Annotated in this window: 30 protein-coding genes; all 30 read left to right on the top strand. The window is 39.8% G+C overall.

Annotation, left to right across the window (positions count from 1 at the left end):
* The first annotated feature begins 60 nt into the window (after window positions 1-60).
* The 30 genes from QU661_RS07710 to QU661_RS07570 all read left to right on the top strand — a co-directional run bounded on the left by QU661_RS07710 (window position 61) and on the right by QU661_RS07570 (window position 20,004).
* Window positions 61-438 carry a hypothetical protein gene (locus tag QU661_RS07710; protein ID WP_304989635.1) on the top strand — a complete coding sequence of 126 codons (378 nt, stop codon included), beginning with the start codon at window positions 61-63 and terminating at the stop codon, window positions 436-438.
* Window positions 439-532: 94 nt separating this feature from the next.
* Window positions 533-907, top strand: coding sequence for a hypothetical protein (locus tag QU661_RS07705; RefSeq protein ID WP_304989634.1), 375 nt, complete (start codon window positions 533-535; stop codon window positions 905-907).
* 3 nt (window positions 908-910) lie between these two features.
* Complete coding sequence (locus QU661_RS07700; protein ID WP_304989633.1) at window positions 911-1,225, top strand: Cas9 inhibitor AcrIIA9 family protein; 315 nt, start codon at window positions 911-913, stop codon at window positions 1,223-1,225.
* Between the two features lie 10 nt (window positions 1,226-1,235).
* On the top strand, window positions 1,236-2,744 hold the full coding sequence (locus QU661_RS07695; protein ID WP_304989632.1) for a PcfJ domain-containing protein: 1,509 nt from the start codon (window positions 1,236-1,238) through the stop codon (window positions 2,742-2,744).
* A complete protein-coding gene (locus QU661_RS07690) occupies window positions 2,744-3,688 on the top strand; it encodes a DUF3102 domain-containing protein (RefSeq protein WP_304989631.1) in 945 nt (314 codons plus the stop codon). The genes QU661_RS07695 and QU661_RS07690 overlap by 1 nt, the downstream gene beginning before the upstream one ends.
* A 10-nt stretch (window positions 3,689-3,698) precedes the next feature.
* Window positions 3,699-3,866 carry a hypothetical protein gene (locus tag QU661_RS07685; RefSeq protein WP_304989630.1) on the top strand — a complete coding sequence of 56 codons (168 nt, stop codon included), beginning with the start codon at window positions 3,699-3,701 and terminating at the stop codon, window positions 3,864-3,866.
* On the top strand, window positions 3,853-4,014 hold the full coding sequence (locus QU661_RS07680; RefSeq protein WP_304989629.1) for a hypothetical protein: 162 nt from the start codon (window positions 3,853-3,855) through the stop codon (window positions 4,012-4,014). Before QU661_RS07685 ends, QU661_RS07680 begins: the two co-directional genes overlap by 14 nt.
* A 2-nt stretch (window positions 4,015-4,016) precedes the next feature.
* Window positions 4,017-4,307 carry a MazG nucleotide pyrophosphohydrolase domain-containing protein gene (locus tag QU661_RS07675; protein WP_304989628.1) on the top strand — a complete coding sequence of 97 codons (291 nt, stop codon included), beginning with the start codon at window positions 4,017-4,019 and terminating at the stop codon, window positions 4,305-4,307.
* A gap of 99 nt (window positions 4,308-4,406) precedes the next feature.
* Window positions 4,407-4,832: a single-stranded DNA-binding protein gene (locus QU661_RS07670; RefSeq protein ID WP_304989627.1), complete on the top strand. Its 426-nt coding sequence runs from the start codon at window positions 4,407-4,409 to the stop codon at window positions 4,830-4,832.
* A 23-nt stretch (window positions 4,833-4,855) separates the two neighbouring features.
* Entirely contained in the window at window positions 4,856-5,071 is a 216-nt protein-coding gene (locus QU661_RS07665) for a hypothetical protein (RefSeq protein ID WP_304989626.1), read from the top strand.
* 211 nt (window positions 5,072-5,282) lie between these two features.
* Window positions 5,283-6,110 carry a rolling circle replication-associated protein gene (locus tag QU661_RS07660; protein ID WP_304989625.1) on the top strand — a complete coding sequence of 276 codons (828 nt, stop codon included), beginning with the start codon at window positions 5,283-5,285 and terminating at the stop codon, window positions 6,108-6,110.
* A 27-nt stretch (window positions 6,111-6,137) separates the two neighbouring features.
* Window positions 6,138-6,560 (top strand): DUF1492 domain-containing protein, encoded by a 423-nt coding sequence (locus tag QU661_RS07655; protein WP_304989624.1) that lies wholly within the window; start codon window positions 6,138-6,140, stop codon window positions 6,558-6,560.
* A 111-nt stretch (window positions 6,561-6,671) separates the two neighbouring features.
* A complete protein-coding gene (locus tag QU661_RS07650) occupies window positions 6,672-7,547 on the top strand; it encodes a terminase small subunit (protein WP_304989623.1) in 876 nt (291 codons plus the stop codon).
* A gap of 147 nt (window positions 7,548-7,694) precedes the next feature.
* Complete coding sequence (locus QU661_RS07645; RefSeq protein ID WP_304989622.1) at window positions 7,695-8,924, top strand: phage portal protein; 1,230 nt, start codon at window positions 7,695-7,697, stop codon at window positions 8,922-8,924.
* 9 nt (window positions 8,925-8,933) lie between these two features.
* On the top strand, window positions 8,934-9,362 hold the full coding sequence (locus tag QU661_RS07640) for a hypothetical protein (protein WP_304989621.1): 429 nt from the start codon (window positions 8,934-8,936) through the stop codon (window positions 9,360-9,362).
* Complete coding sequence (locus tag QU661_RS07635) at window positions 9,355-10,263, top strand: CdiA C-terminal domain-containing protein (RefSeq protein WP_304989620.1); 909 nt, start codon at window positions 9,355-9,357, stop codon at window positions 10,261-10,263. Before QU661_RS07640 ends, QU661_RS07635 begins: the two co-directional genes overlap by 8 nt.
* A 122-nt stretch (window positions 10,264-10,385) precedes the next feature.
* A complete protein-coding gene (locus QU661_RS07630) occupies window positions 10,386-11,780 on the top strand; it encodes a terminase TerL endonuclease subunit (protein WP_304989619.1) in 1,395 nt (464 codons plus the stop codon).
* 73 nt (window positions 11,781-11,853) lie between these two features.
* On the top strand, window positions 11,854-12,321 hold the full coding sequence (locus tag QU661_RS07625; RefSeq protein ID WP_304989618.1) for a capsid assembly scaffolding protein Gp46 family protein: 468 nt from the start codon (window positions 11,854-11,856) through the stop codon (window positions 12,319-12,321).
* 6 nt (window positions 12,322-12,327) lie between these two features.
* Window positions 12,328-13,209, top strand: a complete 882-nt coding sequence (locus QU661_RS07620; RefSeq protein ID WP_304989617.1) for a phage major capsid protein — start codon at window positions 12,328-12,330, stop codon at window positions 13,207-13,209.
* Window positions 13,210-13,213: 4 nt separating this feature from the next.
* Entirely contained in the window at window positions 13,214-13,408 is a 195-nt protein-coding gene (locus QU661_RS07615; protein ID WP_304989616.1) for a hypothetical protein, read from the top strand.
* A gap of 2 nt (window positions 13,409-13,410) precedes the next feature.
* A complete protein-coding gene (locus QU661_RS07610; RefSeq protein ID WP_304989615.1) occupies window positions 13,411-13,803 on the top strand; it encodes a phage Gp19/Gp15/Gp42 family protein in 393 nt (130 codons plus the stop codon).
* Window positions 13,793-14,128, top strand: a complete 336-nt coding sequence (locus QU661_RS07605; protein WP_304989614.1) for a hypothetical protein — start codon at window positions 13,793-13,795, stop codon at window positions 14,126-14,128. Before QU661_RS07610 ends, QU661_RS07605 begins: the two co-directional genes overlap by 11 nt.
* Window positions 14,121-14,354 carry a hypothetical protein gene (locus QU661_RS07600; protein ID WP_304989613.1) on the top strand — a complete coding sequence of 78 codons (234 nt, stop codon included), beginning with the start codon at window positions 14,121-14,123 and terminating at the stop codon, window positions 14,352-14,354. Before QU661_RS07605 ends, QU661_RS07600 begins: the two co-directional genes overlap by 8 nt.
* A complete protein-coding gene (locus QU661_RS07595; RefSeq protein ID WP_304989612.1) occupies window positions 14,354-14,701 on the top strand; it encodes a hypothetical protein in 348 nt (115 codons plus the stop codon). Before QU661_RS07600 ends, QU661_RS07595 begins: the two co-directional genes overlap by 1 nt.
* Window positions 14,702-14,712: 11 nt before the next feature.
* Complete coding sequence (locus QU661_RS07590; protein WP_106057599.1) at window positions 14,713-15,273, top strand: phage tail tube protein; 561 nt, start codon at window positions 14,713-14,715, stop codon at window positions 15,271-15,273.
* A gap of 11 nt (window positions 15,274-15,284) precedes the next feature.
* Complete coding sequence (locus QU661_RS07585; protein WP_304989611.1) at window positions 15,285-15,560, top strand: hypothetical protein; 276 nt, start codon at window positions 15,285-15,287, stop codon at window positions 15,558-15,560.
* 164 nt (window positions 15,561-15,724) lie between these two features.
* The gene (locus QU661_RS08405; RefSeq protein WP_416388971.1) at window positions 15,725-15,952 is read left to right on the top strand and encodes a DUF5361 domain-containing protein; all 228 of its coding nucleotides are present in this window, start codon (window positions 15,725-15,727) and stop codon (window positions 15,950-15,952) included.
* Window positions 15,953-17,971, top strand: a complete 2,019-nt coding sequence (locus QU661_RS07580; protein ID WP_304989610.1) for a phage tail protein — start codon at window positions 15,953-15,955, stop codon at window positions 17,969-17,971.
* Window positions 17,972-18,820 carry a phage distal tail protein gene (locus tag QU661_RS07575; protein WP_304989609.1) on the top strand — a complete coding sequence of 283 codons (849 nt, stop codon included), beginning with the start codon at window positions 17,972-17,974 and terminating at the stop codon, window positions 18,818-18,820.
* Window positions 18,817-20,004 (top strand): Gp37-like protein, encoded by a 1,188-nt coding sequence (locus QU661_RS07570; RefSeq protein WP_304989608.1) that lies wholly within the window; start codon window positions 18,817-18,819, stop codon window positions 20,002-20,004. The genes QU661_RS07575 and QU661_RS07570 overlap by 4 nt, the downstream gene beginning before the upstream one ends.
* Window positions 20,005-20,012 lie beyond the last annotated feature (8 nt).

Below are 20,012 nucleotides of genomic sequence, written 5' to 3'. Positions count from 1 at the left end.
TTTCATATTTGACATAGGGGCGCTGACATCTCTATTACTAGCAGTTATACGGTTACTAATATGGGCAAATTAGATGATTATTACCAAAATTGCGCCTATCCAAAGCCACGGTCGGTAAAGAAGAAAAAGAAAATGAATGGTTGGAAAAACAAACCGAACAGGATTTGCAAGTATTGTGGCAAACCTTATGCAGAGCGACACGAGGTATTTGGTGGCTCAAATCGTCAAATCAGTATCGATAATGAATTCCAGGTCGATGTGTGCCGAAAGCATCATGAGGAGTTGCATGCAAACTGCACCGTGTGGGCGCAGCGAGAAAATCAGAGATTGCGCCAGCACTACCAACTTCAATATGAAATTGAGTTGATAGAGCAAGGCTATACAGCAGAACAGGCAAGAAGAGAATGGATGCGGCTAATTGGCCGTAATTACTTGTAGGAGGTATCAAAATGAACTGGACAGTAGTAACAGTAACGGCAATCGTTTGTCTAACACTAGCATTCATGGTAGCGGTAGGCGATAAGAGAAAATAATGTTTCGCGTTAAATCAGAGTGTGATGTATGTGGATTTGAACACCCCACACTCGGAGACAACCGAGCGTTCAGGTGGTGTCGTAGAATACGTGGCACAGTATGTGATCAGTGCTGCGAGAAGTGCGAGTATAACGACGACTGGCATTGCAGATTTGATCCTATCGGTAAAGCTCGTATGTACGAACTAACCTATGCTAACAATGATGACGAGCGCAGAATATCAAAATTCGAAGACCGCCTAAAGCGAACGAAAAACGAATCATCAAGAGAATTAATGAACAATATTATTAAGCAGATTAGAGAGAGGATGGCTGAAAGAGATAAAGAGTACGAGAGTATTCATAGTGGAGAAGTTGTCCTAACAAAGGAGTAAATCATGGAAAGAATCAATGAAGCAAGAGCGAAGATAACAGAAGAATCGCTGAAAATAAAAGGTGCGTTAGCGACGTTTATTGAAGAAACGATAAACGAGCACTGCACCACAGAAGAAGTAGCAAACAAGATCCTTGATGGCAAGAAGTCCATCAAGGATTTAATAAACGATATAAGGAACAAAGCGAAAGAAAAAGCTGTTAATAACATGGCTGCAATCTCAGATGAAGAAGTGAGAGGAATGGTGTTGAAGTATTTCGAGATTGACGAAACAAAGGCACAGAATGCGGAGGTAGTAGATATCCTGGATCTCATTTAAGGAGGAAGTCATGGAATACATATATCGCAATATAGAGAATATTCCTGTTGATATCGAGTATCCAGATGATTTTGAAAACATAGTTACAGAAAGCCTGGATAAGCCAATCATATACAACAGGTTTAAGAGGGTGGCCCATTGTCCTAGATTCGGAGAAACATTTGATTACATAGAGACGATAAGAAAGGGAGACTGGTTACCGTACAGAGGACAAAATAGAATATTCATGCCACACACATGCCATCCGTTGGGCAGTGGCAAAACATACTTATGGATGTTCTATAGGAATGAAACAATCTACTTCGTAGTTGCATATGCTTCCTGGATATATAACGGAGAAGAAGTTGCCGATATGAGGGATGTCACACAGATATATATAGAGCGGATTGTGTGTATATCTAGAGAAGAACAATTCATGTATGCATATCAAGGAGCATATCGAGGCGGATGGTCGAGATGTCAAGATGGTTCAATTTACCTGATAGATAAAGGTTGTGTACATAACCTTGTAACTATAGAGCAGTTGCAAAATACATTCCTTAAGTACATGGATATATATGTTAGATGCGCAGACTACATGATAAAAGAAGCTGCACTTTGCGCAAAGTATCCACAAATTGAATTCATTAAGAAAGCAGGATTAGAAGATATAGTCAGATGCAAAATTACAAGGTGTCCAGTGTACATCAGACCGAACTGGAGGGCAAAATCAATTCCTGAATTTTTAGGTTTAACACATCAAGATATAGAGAAACTTAAGAATTGGGACATGTTCAACTTGCCTAGCATATCAACCTATAAGATGCTGGTCAATCACGGAAAAGTAAAAAAGAGCCACATCGAATTAGTAATGAAAGAATTTCATATAAGTGCAATTTATCAAAAGGGGAAAACAGAAAATCTTGTAAGGCTGGCAACGTATTTCAACAAACAGAGAGAAAAGAGAAAAGCTAGTGACACTATCCGCCGTATGTCTATCCAGAGAGAATACGATGACTACATAAGACAGTTAGAAGAACTTGGATATCCATTAAATGATTACTATAGATATCCAAAGGACCTTACAGAAGCACATGATCGCATATCAGAAGAATATCTAGCTATGAAGGACAAGATAAGAAAGGAAGCGGATAAAAAACGACAATCAAAGTTTGAAAAAGAGTTTCTGCCAAGATTGGAAAAAATGAGCTGGAGAGATAGCGAGTATTTGATAAGACCTCTTAGGAACAGAACAGAGTTCAATAAAGAAGGCCGCAGTAATCATAACTGCGTAGCCTCTTATTATGAAAGAGCAACAGATGGAGGAACATCGATATTTGTATTAAGAAAAGTAGGAGCTGAAGAAGAATCGTTTGTGACTGTCGAAGTTGATTTAAAAACGATGAAACTAAAGCAGTGCTACGGTAAAGGCAATAGACTTCCTGAAGAGGGAGTAAAAGAATGGGTGGAAAAGTGGCTAGTAAGGATGATGAAGAAATTAAAGAGAGCTGATAAAGCCACAATGAAAGGAGCAGCATAATGAACGAGATTACAAATGTTGAGTACGAAGTGCAGAAAGAATTGGTTGATAAAACAACAGAAGAGCTACAGATAGAAGTCAATGGACTATATCACCAGATGGAGATGATAGGCAACATTGCAATGATGATTGCTGCCAATGCCGGACAGAGGCTATTAGTCATTAAGGATAGATTAAATCATGGTGAGTTTGAATCATGGTGTGAATCACACCTGGATTTTTCCAAGCGAAAAGCAGAGATGATGATGTCTCTGGCCAAAAGATGCGAAGAAGAAAATAGCCTCTTTTCAAAAACGCAAACGTTTGCGGATTTGAGTATTTCCAAGGTGTTCGCACTTTTAGCGGCACCTGAAGAGGTGGCTGTAGAGGTAGTAGAAAATAATGACATTTCCGAAATGACAGTCAGAGAACTGAAGGAGGAAATTGCTGACCTCAAATCACAAAATACAGAGATAGTTGAACTAAAGAACATAATCAAAGAACTGGAAGAAGAAAAATCTGAACCAGGAATCAGTACTGAAGAACTCGAGAAAAGGGATAAAGAAATCGAGGATCTAAAAGAAAAGCTGAAGAAGGAAAAAGAAAAGGTAAAGCAGAGCAAGATTAATAAGGATGAAGAGGTTAAGAAAGCTCTTGAAGAGGCAAGAGTTGAGCTAGATAGAGAAATTGAAAAGGCTGTAGCTACCGCTAAGATCCAGGCAAAAGCTGAAAATCTAAAGACTGAAGAGGAACTATCAAAGGCTAAAGCTGAGGTTGAAAAGCTTAATGCAGCAGTAGCAAGCGGAGAAGTTCTCGCAGCATTCAGAATTAATGTGAATAATCTCCAGAGTACGTTCAACGAATGTGTGAATCAGCTTGACCAGATGGACAAAGATTCTGCTGAAAAGTTCAAAGGAGCTCTGAAGAAGATTCTTACAAACGAACTCGAAACATTAGGCAAATAAAGAGGTCAAGATGGAAGACAAGATAATAATGGACTTCCTAGCAAGCGAATTCCTGGCTGAGAAGAATAGACTCCCGGAGGGAACAGAAGTAGATGCATTAGCAATAGGATTCCAAGCAGGAACAAAACTTATGAATCAACTTATAGAAGAGGCGGTACCAGAAGATGAAGAAAATTAAGTGGGTAAAGAAAATAGAAAGAATATCAGATGCAGGCGATATAAAGGAATCAATGTCTATAAAGATACATAAGGATGGAACTGCTCTGAAAACAAACTATGACACGTTTGAGAAAGCAACAGCTGCTGCGGAAAGGATGATGAACTAATTATGAAGATGACGACAAAAGAATTCCTAGAAAATGCAAATGCAGAGATGGGCCGTAAAGTTTGGGAACATTACGGAGAAGAGGCGCAAACAAAGAAGCTTGTGGAAGAACTGGCAGAACTAATTACAGCGATAGCCAGAGAGGATACAAGAGCCATTCGTGAGGAAATGGCAGATGTAGAAGTCATGATAATGCAGTTCAAGCAAGGGCTTAATATCGATACACTGCCAATCATGAATTATAAATTGCATAGACAGTTAGCAAGGATAGAAAACGAGAACAACAATAAATAGTTTATAGAGGCGGTGGTTTTAAAATATCTCCTTTCGATCATAAAACGTACAAATCATATAGCTGTGATAAATCACCGCCTTTATATATAAGGAGAAAGAATGAATCAAGTAATACTAATCGGAAGACTGACTAGAGATCCAGAGCTAGTGTACACACCAGGTAATCAAACTGCAGTAACGCATTTCAGCATTGCAGTTGATAGACCAGTAACACAAGGAAGGGAAAAGCAAGCTGACTTCATCAGAATAACGGTGTTCGGCAAGCAAGCAGAAAACTGCGATAGATACCTCCATAAGGGCAAGCAAGTTGCAGTCAACGGAAGAATCCAAACGGGCAGCTACAAGAACAAAGAAGGACAGACAGTATATACAACAGATGTAATAGCAAACAATGTTGAGTTCCTGGGCAGCAGCCAGCAAGGAACTCCAAGGCAGCCAGATGAAGCATATAATGATGGCACACCTAGCTATCAGGGAGAGCTGCCGGATGCATTTGAGGCAACTGAAGAGGATATACCGTTTTAGCAGTAGAGGAGAATAACAAAGAGATGGGCAAATTAGAAATACTTCATAAGTCTGAAATAGCAAGCAGGACATTCATAATGATATTGGATGAACGTCAGATAGAAACTATAGCGGATGAAATTTTGCAAATTGGAGAAACCAGTTTTAACAAATATGCGTGTGAAATTACTGAACACGGATACTGGCTATTACAAGAAAAGAAAAGAGGTCCAATAGGAAAAATGGATATGAAACTGTAGCAACTAACTTAATAAGGATAAAGAGCACAAAATAGTAGGTAACTTAACTACAAAGCTACAGATCATATAAATCTGCAGATGGTCGAGAGACCATCTGCATAACCTTAGGAAATAAAAACTACATATATATAGAAGAAAACAGTCCGGTGCAAGTCCGGAGTAAAGGTTCATTAGAGTATTAATAATAGAGCCATATAGGATGGGAAGATAAATGTCAAAAGTAATCAGAGAGATATGTGCAGCTGGAGCTGTAATAGATGTTGCTATCAGGATGACGTTAAGAGCATCTAAAGGTTACAGAAAAGAAAAAAAGAATAAGACCAATGAAGCTGTGCAGAAATATAATGATCGCCTATCAGTTAAGACATTAGCTAGATTATTAAACATGAACTTTTTCCCTGGAGATTTTCACACCACTCTAACATACGCAGAGATAATGAGTGTTGAAGAGGCTAAACATCAGCTGTCTTTATTTATTGACAGGATGAGACGAGAATATGCAAAGCAAGGTAAGGAATTCTATTACGTTGCTGTTACGGAATATAAAAACAAAAGAATACATCATCACATCGTGATGAATTACATAGATGGTTCGATTATCGATAAGCAGTGGAAGCTAGGGCACATATGGTTATCCACACTAGATAGATCACGTAATTACACAGAGCTTGCAGAATACTTAGTTAAAGAGACACAACAAACATTTAGAGATCCTGAGAACTCGACAAAGAGAAGATGGACAGCAAGCAGAAATCTGAAGAGGCCGATTGTTAAAAGAGAGTATGTGAGTATTGCACAGCTATTTGACGAACCTAAAGCTTTTAAAGGATATCAGCTTGACAAGGATTCGGTTAGAAAGTTTGAGAATCCAATCACAGGACTTGAGCATAAAGAGTATCAAATGATAGCCACCGATCCAGTGCCAAGGATAAAGACGTGGCGCAAGGGAAGAATTGTTAATAGGCGAGAAGGATATATCCGCATGGCCGAAATAGAACAGGTCAGCTTTGAGGACTTAGTTAGCGTAGACACTCTGTAAAGAGTGGTTGGTTTTGGTAGGTGAAATATGACAGCAAAAGAATTTATTAATGAGTATCGGAGAATTGGCGAGCGAATAACACAGCTTGATAATCAGATTTTTGATATAGAACAAACGCTGGGAGTTAAGGCGGTAAGTTATGATGGAATGCCGGGCGGTGATAGTATTAGCAAGATAACAGAGGATACAGCTGTTAAACTAGCAACTTTGAGAGAAAAGCAAAAGAGATTAAGAGACGAACTCTGGAAACAAAGAGTTAAGATTGAAGAGGCTATCTACAAGCTGTCGAATGCAGATCATGCAGAGGTATTGCGCAGAAGATACATAAGAATGCAGACCTTTGAAACAATCGCGGAAGAAATGTATATGACTGAGCGATGGGTATACATCCTACATGGGAGAGCACTACAAGATATAGCAAACCAACAAAATTACAAAACAGTTCAGTAAAATTCATGGTGCACCCATGCTATAGTGTACGTGGAGATAAACCATGAATAACTCCTTAGATAATATTGTTCAAGCGGTGGCGAAAGCTACCGCATTTATTATGCGATTATGATGACGAACGAAGAAAAAAAGAAAGAAGCTAAGAGAAGATATAGCGACGGTTATTCAATATCAGAAATAGCTGTAGAGCTAGAAATAAATGAGAACACTTTGAGGTCATGGAAGAGACGTGGCGAATGGAGAGCTAGCGCATCAAAGAAAGTTGTGCAGAAAAAAGAACAACGAAAGGCCACGACGAAGACCTTAAAGAAAATGCTAAAAGAAGATTCTGAAAATCTTATGCAAAATAATTTTCTTACATCTAAGCAAAAATTATTTTGCGCATATTACTGCAATTGTTTTAATGCTACACAAGCCTATCAAAAGGCATATGGATGTAGCCGTAAAACAGCAGGCACAGCCGGATACAATTTATTAAAAAAATTAGAGATTCAGAAAGTTATTGAGGAAATACAGCAAACAAAACTGGCATCTGCATTGGCAAAAGACACACATGTCAATGAAGCTCAACGCCAGTCAGTGCAAGAGATTAGAGGAATCGATATGCAAGAGAAACCCGCACGGGGCAGCATGGGAGTAGGGGTCATGCAAAATATACCCCGCCCTGATAAAAATGGCCCCCATAGGGGGTTGTTCGAGAAGAACAAGAAGAGGGTATATGCCACACAGTCGGTGTGTGCAATCTGTGGACACACGGTGGACTTCTCCCTTAAGTATCCAGATCCGATGTCAGCATGTATAGACCACATCATTCCGATTGTGAAAGGTGGACATCCAAGTGACATAGACAACTTGCAATTAGCTCACTTGACTTGCAACAGACAGAAGTCAGATAAGATTGTCAGAAGCGATCAAGCTGCACCACAAGAGCAGACAGAATTAGGTAACAGAGTTTTACCTCAAAGCGTGGACTGGAGAACTTTTTAAACAATAAAAAATTTTTTTGGTCAAACTTCACAGGGGGCATGGGACCCTCCCTCCCCCTGCTCGCGACCTTCACGCCGTCACTACGAAAAAAAACACACGCTAACCCCCGGACGAGGGGGTGTAATGAAAAATTTTTAGGAGAATGAAATGGCATATAGAGGCATAGGATATTTAAGAAATAAATTATCAATCAAGAGAGGCAGAGTTAAGACAAGATACATGTACTATGCCATGAAGCATAATGTACCAGATTTTGGAATTTCGACTCCACCAAAGCTACGGAGTATGATGTCAACATTAGGCTGGTGTGGGAAAGCAGTAGATAGCATTGCTGATAGGCTTGTATTCAGAGAATTTGCTGATGATACCTTTGACATAAATGGCATTTATCAGGCGAATAACAGCGATGTGCTTTTTGATAGCGCAATTTTAGGGGCTTTGATAGCATCATGCTCTTTTATTTATATATCGGCAGATGAAGACGGATTCCCAAGGCTACAAGTAATTAATGGGGATGATGCAACTGGCATACTAGATCCAGTTACAAATATGCTCACAGAAGGTTATGCAGTGCTGAAGAGGGATGATAGCGGTATCCCTCAAATAGAAGCATATTTCACGGCAGAAAGCACAATCATTTATGACAAGCAAGCAGGCGCAGAAGTATATGATAATCCAGCACCGTATCCATTGCTCGTTCCGATAATCTATCGTTCTGATGCAGACAGACCGTTTGGAAGGTCGAGGATAAGCCGTGCGTGTATGTCTATACTTGCATCTGCATCAAGAACTGTTAAACGCTCGGAAATATCAGCAGAGTTTTTCAGCTTTCCGCAGAAGTGGGTAACTGGACTCAGTCCTGATACAGAAATACTGGATAAATGGAGTGCTGCAATGTCCGCAATGTTTGCGATAACAAGTTCATCTGGACGAAACGAAAGCGAACCAAAATTTGGGCAGTTTACACAGCAGTCAATGCAGCCGCATAATGACCAGCTCAAAATGTTTGCATCATTGTTTGCTGGTGAAACAGGTTTGACTATGGACGATCTCGGGTTTGTTACTGACAATCCGTCATCGCAAGAAGCTATTAAGGCATCCCACGAGACATTGAGACTATATGCGAAAAAGGCGCAGAGAAACTTTGGAACAGGTTTCTTGAATGCTGGATATCTAGCTGCATGTGTAAGAGATGATTTCGCATATAAGCGTAGAGCTGTGTATAAAACAACACCTAAGTGGGAGCCAGTGCTTGAACCAGATGCAGCAATGCTGAGTAGCATTGGAGATGGAGCAATAAAGATTAATCAAGCGGTACCTGATTATCTGGATGCGGAAGTGCTAAGAGACATAACAGGGATAGCAAGTAACAAGTAAGGGGATTCTATGAATGATATAGGCTTAGAGCTTCAGAAAAGCATAGAAACTGCGTTTAATGAAAGATTGGCGATAGATGTTGTTATAAAGGCGATAAAGCTCAAAGTTGAAAATGGTAAAGCAACTCAAAGAGATGTAACAATGCTATGCAAGAGGCTAGGGGAGATTGCTTCTAAAGTGCTGATAGAGAATATCAAGCCTGAGATGATGCCAAATGACAAAATGTATTGGAATATTGCAGAAAAAGCAATAAAACCGCTTATGATAAAGATTCATGACATTGTGAATAAAGTAGCTGCAGAGGTTGTCATGGCTGTACGCAAGGCGAATGGAATACATATCAAGCCAATAGAACCGGTATTCCCGGAAGAAAGAATAGAATCACTTATAAATAATTTTGTGAATGCATATAACGTAGGAATTGAGGAGTATGACTAAAACTCGAAAAGAAATTGCTGAACAGGCGATAAATAAATACCTTAATGAGCCAATCAAAAATATTACACAAGCTTATTATGACGAGTTTGTCAAAGAAAATGCTGAAAGCTCTGCTCAGGTTGGACTGAAAACTATCGTGATTCGCAGAGAAATCGGCAGGTGTTGTGATTGGTGCGCTAGCCTTGCAGGAGAATATGAATACGGGGAACAACCAGCAGATTTTTTTAGAAGACACGATTACTGTAAGTGCATAGTTTTATTTAAAAATATGAAGGGCAGATACACGGATGTTTGGAGTAAAAAAGAATTTGAGTCTGAAAAAGCAGCAAGAATTGAACGAATCAACGAGTTAGGAAATGAAAAAGCGTCTGAAATTTCAAGACTAAAACGCATTGCCAGAAGTCAAGACAAGTTATATATTGACACCCTAGCCATTCATAAAAAATACAAAGTAGAGGGCACCATTTTACCAGATAAAAAGACATATCTCATTAATGGCAAAAGATATGAATTGGACGGAACACAAAATTATTTAGACTATAGTAACGATGAGCTGGAAACTGCGAAAGCAATAATCAAAGCCATCGGTGGAGATATACAGATGATGCCCAAAATAAATCGACCTAAAGAAATAAGGGTGGCGGATTATTTTAGGAATGGTAAGTGCAGAATTGATAAGAAAGAACCTACGGGAGGAGGAAAGAACACAATTTATAATAATCTTGGTCGCGCTAAGGACCAAGCAGAATATGTTGCACTGGAGATTAGATCGTGTGAATTGAATAAAAAGGAAATATATTCGAAGCTAGAGGAAGCATTTTGGTCATCACATTTAGATTTCATTAAAGGAGTAATAGTGCTTGAAAACGATGAAGTAATAAATATATTCGAAAGGGTATAAAAAAGAGACTCCTGTCCCCCTCAACAATGGGTGAGAGGGAGAGGAATCTCTTAATATAATAGCAATATATCATTATACTTATCTAAAGTCAATTCAGTCACCCAATAAAATTAGGAGGAGTTATGCCAGAGGTACGAATTGGAAGGCAAATCCCTACCGAGTTCGTAACCCTGCCCTATTATAAAACAAAAGGGGCCGAAGCAATAAAGTTATACAACAAAACTGGTAGGATAGCGCAAGAGTGGCAAGAGCTACTCATATATGACATATTGGCACAGAATGAAGAAAAGCTATGGACTCATACAAAATTTGGATATTCGGTGCCAAGACGTAACGGAAAGAATGAGGTTGTGGCTATACGAGAACTGTGGGGGTTAAAAAATGGCGAACATATCATGCACACAGCCCATAGGACATCAACAACACATGCAGCTTGGGATAGATTACTAAAACTAGTTACAAAAGTAAAGCTGCAGATTAAATCATCTTACAGAGCGTTTGGAAAGGAACATATTGAACTAGAAAACGGTGGAAAAATTGAATTTAGAACCAGGACAGCGAAAGGTGGTCTGGGAGAAGGATTTGATTTACTTGTAATAGACGAGGCACAAGAATATACAGATGATCAGGAATCTGCATTAAAGTATGTTGTATCGGATAGTAACAATCCGCAAACAGTATATTGTGGAACACCACCAACACCAGTAAGTTCTGGAACAGTTTTCTTAAAACTAAGGCAAAATGCCTTAGGTGGTAAAACGGTAAACACTGGATGGGCGGAATGGTCCGTAGACAAGAAAACAGATGTAAGAGATAAAGAAGCATGGTATCAGACAAATCCGTCTTTAGGAACAATCCTTACAGAACGAAAGATACTCGATGAAGTTGGAAACGATGATGACGACTTCAATATACAGAGACTTGGGCTGTGGTTAAGATACAATCAAAAGTCGGCAATAAGCTCTAATGAGTGGGCGGAGCTTCAAGTACAGGCAATGCCTAAACTTGTTGGAGGCTTGTTCCTGGGAGTTAAGTACAGCAAAGATGGAACAAATGTTGCAATGTCTGTTGCATCTCGCACAGATGATGGACGAATATTTGTTGAATGTATAGACTGCAGACCAACAAGAGCAGGGAATAGCTGGATGATACCATTCATGATGAATCCAAATGTATATGACATAGTCGTAGACGGCGCTAATGGACAGCAATTGCTGGAAGAGAACATGAGGGAGATGAAGCTCAAAGCACCATTGCTGCCAACTGTAAAAGAGATAATAGTAGCGAATGCTGCATTTGAGCAAGGTATATTCAGTAAAGAAATATGTCATGCTGGCCAACCATCATTAGCACAAACGGTCAGCAACAGTGAAAAAAGAGCGATCGGCACCAATGGAGGGTTTGGGTATAAGTCATTAGCAGATAATATTGAAATTGCTTTAATGGATAGCACAATATTGGCATATTGGCTATGTTCAGAAACTAAAATACATGAAAAACAAAGAATTAGCTATTAATGCAGCCTGAAGAGGCTGCTTTTTAGATATTTACGGGAACCACCCGGTAAGTGGTAGAAAGGTAAGGTGGAACATGAGTGATTTTACACCAATCACAACACAAGATGAGTTCGATACAGCAATCAAAGAGAGATTGAATCGAGCGGAACAGAAGTTTGCTCAGCAGTATAGTGATTATGATGAAATTAAATCAAAGAACGCTACTCTTGAGGAAACTATCGCAACCCAGACAAAGCAGATTGAAGAATTTACTGAAAAGCAGTCCGGACATGAAAAGGAACTTGCAGAGTTGCACAATCGAATCAGCGTTTATGAAAAAAACGATATGAAGATTAGAGTTGCGCACGAGGCAGGTATCCCATATGAGCTTGCAGGTAAATTGTCAGGTGATGATGAAGAGGCTTTGAGGAAGGATGCAGAAACTTTTAAATCATTTTTAAGCAAGCCAAAAACACCGCCATTGAAGGACACAGAGCCCTCAGGCGGTGATATGAAAAAGGCCGCACTAAAATCAATGCTAGGTAATTTAAGAAAGGAATAAGAAACAATGGCAGAAACACTACAGATGGGAACAATGTTTGCACCAGAGGTGGTAGCAGACCTATTTAACAAAGTAAAGGGACACTCAACACTTGCTCAGCTATCGGGGCAGATTCCAGTGGCATTTACTGGAAGTGACATCTTCACATTTTCAATGGATAGCGAAGTAAATCTCGTTGGAGAAGGCGGAAAGAAGGGCGCAGGTGGAATTAAGGCTGAACCTGTTAAGATTGTACCGCTTAAAGTCGAGTACGGAGCTAGAGTGTCTGACGAATTCATGTATGCATCAGAGGAAAAGCAGCTCGATATCCTAACTGCGTTTAACGACGGTTATTCAAAGAAGATTGCACGTGGTCTTGACATCATGGCAATGCACGGAGTAAACCCTAGAGATAAGCAGGCATCTTCGCTAATCGGGGAAAAGAGCTTTGATACTGCAACAGGTGTTACAAAGGTAGATTATACAGCTGGAACTGAAGAGGCTGTGCTTGAAACAGCAGCTGCAGCAATCGGTGAGTATGATGTAACAGGATTTGCTCTATCAAAGACATTTGGAAGTGAGCTTGCAAAGATTAAGGTAAATGGAGTGCCACAGTATCCAGAGTTTAGATTTGGTGCTAGCCCTGGTGCTCTTGGTGGCACTGCGTGCGATGTAAACAGCACAGTTTCGTTTGCAAACAAGGCTGTTGGATACGTAGGAGATTTTGCAAATGGGTTTAAGTGGGGATTTGCTAAGGATATTCCACTAGAAGTTATCCCTTACGGTGATCCTGACCAGACAGGAAAGGACCTCAAGGCATACAACCAGGTGTACCTCAGAGCTGAGACTTATATCGGCTGGGGAATCCTAGATCCATCCGCGTTTGCTAAGATTATTAAGAAGGACTAGTAACATGAGGTATAGAAACACAATAAGCGGAGAAGTTATTGAAGTCGATGCACCAATCAGCGGAGAATTCTGGGAAGATGCAGATGAAGCAGAAGCTAGAGAAGCTGCTGAAGAGGCTGATGCTGAGGATTCTGAAGAGGCTGAAACTGAAGATGATGAAGCTGATGAGCCTAACAAAAGGGGCGGAAAGAAGGCTTAGAAATGAGCAACTACGCAACTCTTGAAGATATCAACAAGATGTGGCGAAATTTGTTACCGAAAGAGCAGGAGCGTGCAGAAGCGCTCCTGCCTATTGTTTGTGACACGCTTAGGCATGAGGCAAGCTTAACTGGAAAAGATTTGGACAAGATGATTGAAGCATCACCAATTCTAGGGAGCATTGCCAAGTCGGTGACAGTAGACGTAATTACAAGAATGCTACTATCATCTACAACTAATGAACCGATGACACAATTCTCTCAATCGGCGATGGGATACACAACATCCGGGACGTACTTAGTCCCTGGCGGAGGACTATTCATCAAAGATGCAGAACTATCCAGGCTAGGGCTAAAAAGGCAGAGATTAGGAGTGATTGACATATATGGAGATTAAAGGAATTACCGTAACACTATATGAAAAGTTTGTTACAAGTAAAGATAAATTTGATACAGCTATATATGAAGAGCATGCTGTCACTGTTGAGAATGTACTTGTTGCACCGGTAACATCTGATGATATCACAACAGAAAGATCAATTATGAGCGATAAGGTTATCTATAAACTAGCAATCCCAAAAGGTGATACACACATCTGGACGGATTGCCTTGTTGAATTTTTTGGAAAGAAATTCAAGGTTGTTGGAGAACCTATCGAAGGTATAGAAGAAATGCTTCCGCTATCGTGGAATAAACAAGTGCAGGTGGAATGTTATGACTAAGTTTCAGTTAAACAGAAGTGGTGTAAGAGAGTTATTAAGGTCTGATGAGCTTATGGCAGAGTGTAGTAAACACGCTAAAAGAATTCAGAGTAGATGCGGTGATGGTTATGAAATGACAACACATGTTGGAAAGAATCGTGTAAATGCATCTGTGCACGCAAAAACCATTAAAGCACGGAAAGATAACTCGAAAAACAATACACTTCTTAAAGCTATGAGAGGTTAATGATGGTTGAGTTAACAGTTTTTGAATGGCTGAAAAAGAAGTTACCTGGCATTAAGGTGTATATTGAAGAACCTAAAAATGCTGGTGATAAGTTTGTTCTAGTCGAAAAAACGGGCGGCACTGAATCTGTAGGACTAAACACGGCAACATTTGCCGTACAAACTTATGGGAAGACACGGTATGAAGCTGCAGAGCTGAATGAAAAGGTGAAGGAAGCCATGTATAAGATGGCAGGACCTGATAGTGTTGCAACTAAAGTTGAACTCAATTCAGATTATAATTTCACCGATTTAACGACTAAGAGATATAGATTTCAGTCAGTATACGATATTACTTATTACAATTAGGAGGAATACAAATGGCAACAAATGTAAATGCAGCATATGTTACTGCGGGAAAGCCAAAAGTAGGTGGAGCTATCTGGAGAGCGCCAGTAGGAACACCGATTCCAAGTGATGCAAAAACAGCACTTAATGCAGCGTTTAAGTCACTTGGATATATTAGTGATGATGGTGTTAAAAACGAGAACAAGCTAGATACAGATGATGTTAAGGCTTGGGGCGGAAACACCGTAGCATCTCTGCTCAAGGAGAAGACAGATAAGTTTGAAGTAACGCTCATTGAGGCACTTAATGTAGAAGTATTGAAAACTGCATTTGGTAGCAAGAATGTAACAGGAACATTAGATGATAAGGTAGTGATTAAATCAAACTCATCTGAAACAGAAGATGCAATCTATGTTATTGAAACGGTACTTAAGGGAGGCTATATCAAGCGCATTGTAGTACCTGCTGGAACGATTTCTGAAGTAGGTGAAGTTGAGTACAAGGACGATGCAGTAATAGGATATGAACTAACTATCACTGCAAAGCCAGATGGCTCTGAAAATACGCATTACGAATATATCGAGAAGGCATAAGGAGGTAAGTCATGGCAGAAAAGAAATATGTTAGCGGTGAAACTGAAAGTGGTTTTGTTTTCAACATCGAAGTAGAACGCTTGGATAACATGGAACTAATTGATGCACTTGCAGAACTCGAAGATGATCCATTGCAGATGTCTACTGTTATCAGATTGCTGTTGGGCAAAGAGGATAAAAAGAGACTGTATGATCATGTTAGGACGGATGAGGGCATGGTTCCTAGCGGACTAATCGAAAAAGAACTAGGTGAAATATTCACGTTATCACAAGAGCTAAAAAACTAATCTGCCTTGCTAGCTTCATTAATGTTGATGAGGATGCGTTAATATGTGACTTTGTAGAGACTTATCATATATATGATTATCGTGCTCTCCCGGCAAGACTTGTAGCCAAGTTAGCAGCCGGATTAAAAGATTCAAGCAGAATAAAAACCAAAGTATCGGGACTAGTGGTAGCTCCCGATACTTTTTTATTAGCATCGATATTTGACATTGTAAATCTGCTGTTGTGGTCTCGCACAGAGGACGGAGAAAAGGGAAGAAATCGTCCTACAAGAATATCAGCCAACATGGTGAGTGAATTTGCTAGTGAAAAGATAAATACTCACGAAACGCTTATATTTGACTCTGCAGAGGAGTTTGAGGCAGCAAGGGAAAGATTCAGGAGGGATAAGTAAATGGCAACAGAATTAGGAAAAGCATATGTGCAGGTTATCCCATCCGCAAAAGGAATTGGAGGAATGCTTAAAAAGTCGATGGGCGGCGATATGGATAGTGCTGGCACATCGCTTGGAAAAGGATTAGGAAGCAAGATAAAAGCAGCGATAATTGCCGCTGGAATTGGAAAAGTATTAAAAACTGCGATATTCGAGGGAGCGAAACTAGAACAGTCGCTAGGCGGTGTAGAAACACTATTTAAAGGGTCTGCTGGCCGAGTGAAGAAGTATGCGGCAGAAGCATATAGAACTGCTGGGATGTCAGGAAATGAATACATGGAAAATGTTACATCGTTTTCTGCAGCTATGATTAGCTCCTTGGGAGGAAATACCAAGAAAGCTGCCAAACTATCAAACCAGGCAATTACAGATATGTCTGACAATGCGAATAAAATGGGAACCGATCTCAGTATGGTTACTCAGACATATCAGTCATTGGCGCGTGGACAGTACCAGATGCTTGATAATCTTAAATTAGGTTATGGCGGTACTAAAGGTGAGATGCAGAGGCTCTTAAATGATGCCGAAAAGCTCACCGGTAAGAAGTACGATATCAGCAGTTTCTCAGATGTAACTCAAGCTATTCATGCTATTCAAACGCAGATGGGAATAACTGGAACAACAGCTAAAGAAGCGGCAAGCACCATATCCGGTTCGTTCAACATGATGAAAGCTTCTGCAAAAGACTTCTTAGGCAACTTAACGTTAGGAAGGGATGTAAGCAAGTCAATGGAGAACCTTGTTACATCAACCGGCACATTCCTCAGTAATCTATTGCCAGCATTAGGGAATATCGCGAAGGGACTTGTAAATGTAATTGGCACTACATTTCCGCAGATGTTCAGTAAGATAGGTAATAGCCTTGGGGCAAGCATGCCAGGACTTATATCAAAGGGATTAACTATGGTTACCCAATTCACAGCAAGCTTAAGAAAAAATGCCGGAAAGTTTGTTAGCGCTGGTATGGAAATGCTCTTGAAACTAGCACAGGGATGGGCAAATTCTATGCCTGTGATGATACAAAAAATCCCACAGATAATAACCAATATTGCGGGCCTTATAAATGATAATGCTCCGAAGATAATGATAACTGGTGGGAAAATTATCATTACGTTAGTCAAGGGGTTAATTAATGCAATCCCTACATTGATAGCAAATATACCTCAAATATTGAGGGCAATGTGGAATGCATTTACAGCATTCAATTGGATGAGTCTAGGCTCAACTATGATAAGTGGCATAGCAGGAGCATTAAGAAGTGGAATTGGCTCACTGTTTAGTGCAGCACAAAGTTTATGTGTAACAATAGTTAACGCATTTATCAACTTACCTACAGTGCTATTTAATGCAGGTGCAACAGCAATTGTACACTTGATTCAAGGGTTTAGATCCGCTTGGGGAGTAATTACTAGTATTGGCGGTCGTATTGTTGTTGCTGTAATATCGGGACTTGTAAGTCTTGCAAGTCGTATGTGGAGTAGTGCAAAGAGTGCTGCGTCAAGAATGCTTAGCGCATTTAGAGCCGTAAGCTGGGGAAGCGTTGGCACACACATCATATCTGGAATAATAAGAGGTATTGCTGGCGCAGCTGGTAAATTATTTTCCTCGATGAAGAATCTTGCCTCGAAGGCGCTTTCAGCAGCTAAAAAGGTGCTGGGGATTAATTCTCCATCAAGAGTATTTGCTGCAGAGGTTGGAAGATGGATTCCTGCAGGTATAGCTGTTGGAGTAACCAAAAATTCAGGAATATTAAGTAGTGTTATGGATGATACTGCAAAGAGTATGACAGCTTCATTTAATCCAAATCTTGTACGTAATGCGCAGATTAGCTGGAGCGGAGCAACACAGAATAATGCTGCAAATCAAACAGGAAATGTTGTGCAGAACATCAACATTTACCAGCCTGTAAAGACTCCTGGAGAGACGGCAGAAGCTATAAAGAATACAGCTAAGTATGCATTTGCGGGGGATTATATATAAATGAGGAATAAAGGATATTGTGTTAGAGCCATCCGTAGTGATGGCTTAACATTTAATTATGAAAATGATGATTGGATGATGACATCGCTTGAGGGAGCAGAGTTTCCTCAAATTGAAGTATTTACCGAGGCTAAAGGAATAGGTGATGGTGATTTAATAACTGGGCGACGTAAAGGATCTAGAACGATAGAAGTTGCCACAGTTCCTAGAAATTATGATGATGGAAATTATCGAGAGCTACGTAGAGCGGCACTTTTCTTTCACAACCCAGCGTTTACCTATGATGTTGAAATAACATACATGGGAGATGTCAAAATAGCAAAAGGATGTGCAATTAAAGGACTGACATTTCCAACAGAAAGGTATCGAAAAAATGCATCGCTAAAAGTATCCTATCTATCGCCTTATGGCGAACTTTTTGCCGTTGGAGAAGAACAATCGAACTTATCTAGTGTAACAGCAAGATGGTCAGTTACAAGAGCTTATACATCAGGTAAGAAAATGTTGTACTCAACCGAAGATAGATCAGATAGTGTATTGATAGAATACGAGGGAACTGCAAAAACAAATCCTGTTATTAAAATCATAGCAGATGGTTATGTAAAAGACTTAGTTGTAAAAGTTGGAGATGCAACATGTGTTGCGGAAGTAACTTTGAAAAAGGGAGATATCGTAAGCATTGATGGTTCCAAAGCATACGCAACACTAAATGGTGAGATGATAAAGAGTCCTGTGGACTATAGGAAATTGAAGCTTGTGCCAGGTGTAAATTTGATATCGATAACATCACCGAGTGGAACAGCGTTCAAGTCTAAAATCACATATACAGGAAGGTATGATGGCATATGATCAACTTTTATGACAAAGCTATGAATCCACTGGAGCCAATTGAGTTTATCGAAATCACATGGAATAGAAAGTGGAATGAAGCTGGGGATTTTACGATATACACCACTGCAAGTGAATGGAATGACAAAATCAAATATGTAAATATAGATGGTCGTCCAGAAACCGGCATTGTGAAAAAGACTGTTATTGAAGAAAAAATCGAGGGAACATTTGTTACAGTAAAAGGGTATTTTCTAGAAAAACTGCTAGACCTTGTACAAGCAAGAGAAGATAGTAACGCATTTGCAAAAGCAGCAGATCACACAGAGTGGGAATTCTGGGTAAGCCTTGAAATAGATGCACACGTTCTAGCCAACAATGTAATTGGGGTAACGCATCAACCTAGACCATCGTTTCTTGGAGGTATTCACCCGGCAGATGGAAGTCCTTGGCCAGATGAAGTCGACTTATCTATAAAGCAAGGTGACAACATAGGGGAAGCTCTACGCAATTACTTATTGCTACACAACATGTCTCCGATAATTGAAATCAGGAAGTGGCCACTCGCATCTGAACTAGACAAGTGGCTAATGAATCCAGATGAGCCACACTTCACTTATCTTATTGGACCAAAAGTAGGTAGAGATTTAAGCGATAAAATTATTTTTGGTAAAGGATATGAAAACGTATCCAGAGTTGAATATCAATATGATGATAGCGATGCTTTCCCATATTATCAAATCATTCAAACTATGGAGACAACCGGATTCTCAAATGAAGCAATAATCACAGATGAAGGTGGCAATAGCAGAGGTAGAATTACAGAATTCTACATTGACGAGAACAACAGACCGATAGATGTAGATTATTACCCAAAAAAAGTAATTGAGGGTAATGTATCTGGAATCGAACTTAAGCCTGCGAACGAAGCACAGATAAGAGAGCAAATGCGACAGCAAGCTAAGGTTGATATGCTTAATCATTATAGACAAGAAACAATAGTGGCAGATATCATCCAGAACAATATTTATTATCTACATGATTATGATATCGGTGATTTATGCAGCATCTCATTTGATGAGATTGAGCAGACCTTCAAAGCTCGAATTGTAGAAGTAAATGAAACGTATAGCAAAAACAGACTGGAGTTAAAAATCACATTTGGCACGCCTAGAAAAGCCAAGTATATTCCAGTCAGCATATAGGAAGGAGG

It is taken from the genome of Mogibacterium neglectum, assembly GCF_030644205.1.
In the GTDB taxonomy this organism is placed as follows: Bacteria; Bacillota; Clostridia; order Peptostreptococcales; family Anaerovoracaceae; genus Mogibacterium; species Mogibacterium neglectum.
The sequence above is the reverse complement of the archived record's forward strand: the minus strand, read 5'-3'. Positions and strand labels throughout refer to the sequence as shown.

Coding starts and splice junctions, on each gene's coding strand:
- QU661_RS07710 (WP_304989635.1), top strand. CDS start 61: ATGGGCAAATTAGATGATTATTACCAAAATTGCGCCTATCCAAAGCCA.
- QU661_RS07705 (WP_304989634.1), top strand. CDS start 533: ATGTTTCGCGTTAAATCAGAGTGTGATGTATGTGGATTTGAACACCCC.
- QU661_RS07700 (WP_304989633.1), top strand. CDS start 911: ATGGAAAGAATCAATGAAGCAAGAGCGAAGATAACAGAAGAATCGCTG.
- QU661_RS07695 (WP_304989632.1), top strand. CDS start 1,236: ATGGAATACATATATCGCAATATAGAGAATATTCCTGTTGATATCGAG.
- QU661_RS07690 (WP_304989631.1), top strand. CDS start 2,744: ATGAACGAGATTACAAATGTTGAGTACGAAGTGCAGAAAGAATTGGTT.
- QU661_RS07685 (WP_304989630.1), top strand. CDS start 3,699: ATGGAAGACAAGATAATAATGGACTTCCTAGCAAGCGAATTCCTGGCT.
- QU661_RS07680 (WP_304989629.1), top strand. CDS start 3,853: ATGAAGAAAATTAAGTGGGTAAAGAAAATAGAAAGAATATCAGATGCA.
- QU661_RS07675 (WP_304989628.1), top strand. CDS start 4,017: ATGAAGATGACGACAAAAGAATTCCTAGAAAATGCAAATGCAGAGATG.
- QU661_RS07670 (WP_304989627.1), top strand. CDS start 4,407: ATGAATCAAGTAATACTAATCGGAAGACTGACTAGAGATCCAGAGCTA.
- QU661_RS07665 (WP_304989626.1), top strand. CDS start 4,856: ATGGGCAAATTAGAAATACTTCATAAGTCTGAAATAGCAAGCAGGACA.
- QU661_RS07660 (WP_304989625.1), top strand. CDS start 5,283: ATGTCAAAAGTAATCAGAGAGATATGTGCAGCTGGAGCTGTAATAGAT.
- QU661_RS07655 (WP_304989624.1), top strand. CDS start 6,138: ATGACAGCAAAAGAATTTATTAATGAGTATCGGAGAATTGGCGAGCGA.
- QU661_RS07650 (WP_304989623.1), top strand. CDS start 6,672: ATGACGAACGAAGAAAAAAAGAAAGAAGCTAAGAGAAGATATAGCGAC.
- QU661_RS07645 (WP_304989622.1), top strand. CDS start 7,695: ATGGCATATAGAGGCATAGGATATTTAAGAAATAAATTATCAATCAAG.
- QU661_RS07640 (WP_304989621.1), top strand. CDS start 8,934: ATGAATGATATAGGCTTAGAGCTTCAGAAAAGCATAGAAACTGCGTTT.
- QU661_RS07635 (WP_304989620.1), top strand. CDS start 9,355: ATGACTAAAACTCGAAAAGAAATTGCTGAACAGGCGATAAATAAATAC.
- QU661_RS07630 (WP_304989619.1), top strand. CDS start 10,386: ATGCCAGAGGTACGAATTGGAAGGCAAATCCCTACCGAGTTCGTAACC.
- QU661_RS07625 (WP_304989618.1), top strand. CDS start 11,854: ATGAGTGATTTTACACCAATCACAACACAAGATGAGTTCGATACAGCA.
- QU661_RS07620 (WP_304989617.1), top strand. CDS start 12,328: ATGGCAGAAACACTACAGATGGGAACAATGTTTGCACCAGAGGTGGTA.
- QU661_RS07615 (WP_304989616.1), top strand. CDS start 13,214: ATGAGGTATAGAAACACAATAAGCGGAGAAGTTATTGAAGTCGATGCA.
- QU661_RS07610 (WP_304989615.1), top strand. CDS start 13,411: ATGAGCAACTACGCAACTCTTGAAGATATCAACAAGATGTGGCGAAAT.
- QU661_RS07605 (WP_304989614.1), top strand. CDS start 13,793: ATGGAGATTAAAGGAATTACCGTAACACTATATGAAAAGTTTGTTACA.
- QU661_RS07600 (WP_304989613.1), top strand. CDS start 14,121: ATGACTAAGTTTCAGTTAAACAGAAGTGGTGTAAGAGAGTTATTAAGG.
- QU661_RS07595 (WP_304989612.1), top strand. CDS start 14,354: ATGATGGTTGAGTTAACAGTTTTTGAATGGCTGAAAAAGAAGTTACCT.
- QU661_RS07590 (WP_106057599.1), top strand. CDS start 14,713: ATGGCAACAAATGTAAATGCAGCATATGTTACTGCGGGAAAGCCAAAA.
- QU661_RS07585 (WP_304989611.1), top strand. CDS start 15,285: ATGGCAGAAAAGAAATATGTTAGCGGTGAAACTGAAAGTGGTTTTGTT.
- QU661_RS07580 (WP_304989610.1), top strand. CDS start 15,953: ATGGCAACAGAATTAGGAAAAGCATATGTGCAGGTTATCCCATCCGCA.
- QU661_RS07575 (WP_304989609.1), top strand. CDS start 17,972: ATGAGGAATAAAGGATATTGTGTTAGAGCCATCCGTAGTGATGGCTTA.
- QU661_RS07570 (WP_304989608.1), top strand. CDS start 18,817: ATGATCAACTTTTATGACAAAGCTATGAATCCACTGGAGCCAATTGAG.